Below are 608 nucleotides of genomic sequence, written 5' to 3'. Positions count from 1 at the left end.
GATGTGTATTCTTTGAGGTAATACCGGGTAGCAGGTTCCAAACGTTATAGGTCAAAACCTTGAAGTTGTTATTGCTCTCTTCGCGCGTTTCTAGCTCAAAGTCGTTATCAATGACGTAGTGAATGTCATCACCTGAAACACGTGCGTATTCAGAACGATACGCTAGCGTAGAGGCCTTGCCATCGAAGTCTCGTGCAATCGTATGAATGTCACGATCATATTGCCAAGGGTCGTTCTCTGCAGACAACCACATGTAGCTGAAATTCCAATCCCTTGTGCATCAGTAATTGGGATATGGCGAATCCCCTTGTTACTCATAAGTTCCCTAGCATCCAACACTGAATGATGTTTACTTAGGGTGGTCACCTCTGTCGTCATAATATCTTCAAGACTAATCATTTAATGCTCCTGACTTAAATACGATTGTTTTGTTAGGAGCATAGTTCACTGCTATCAGAAGTGGCACTGTCAAATCCTTAGCGTTTGATATGGATCAATTTGAGCACCTTACATTTGATAGAGACCTTGATAGTGGCTGAACCTTAAATTCTCTCCTAAACTGAAAGCAAGGGATTGTCAGACAGTTTAAGCAAATAGAGAGGCAAGTA

At 41.8% G+C, this 608-nt stretch carries 1 protein-coding gene and 1 pseudogene; both read right to left on the bottom strand.

What is annotated here, in order from left to right; genetic code table 11:
* Positions 1-253 (bottom strand): annotated as a pseudogene (locus A3756_RS26895) (endonuclease); the annotation flags it as partial.
* Positions 163-378, bottom strand: a complete 216-nt coding sequence (locus A3756_RS29400) for a CBS domain-containing protein (protein WP_197475903.1) — start codon at positions 376-378, stop codon at positions 163-165. The gene A3756_RS29400 and the pseudogene A3756_RS26895, both read right to left, overlap by 91 nt.
* Positions 379-608: the final 230 nt, after the last annotated feature.

The sequence above is a fragment of the Oleiphilus sp. HI0086 genome (genome assembly GCF_001635225.1).
Note: the sequence above shows the minus strand (reverse complement) of the source record. Positions and strands in the feature narration are given on the sequence as shown.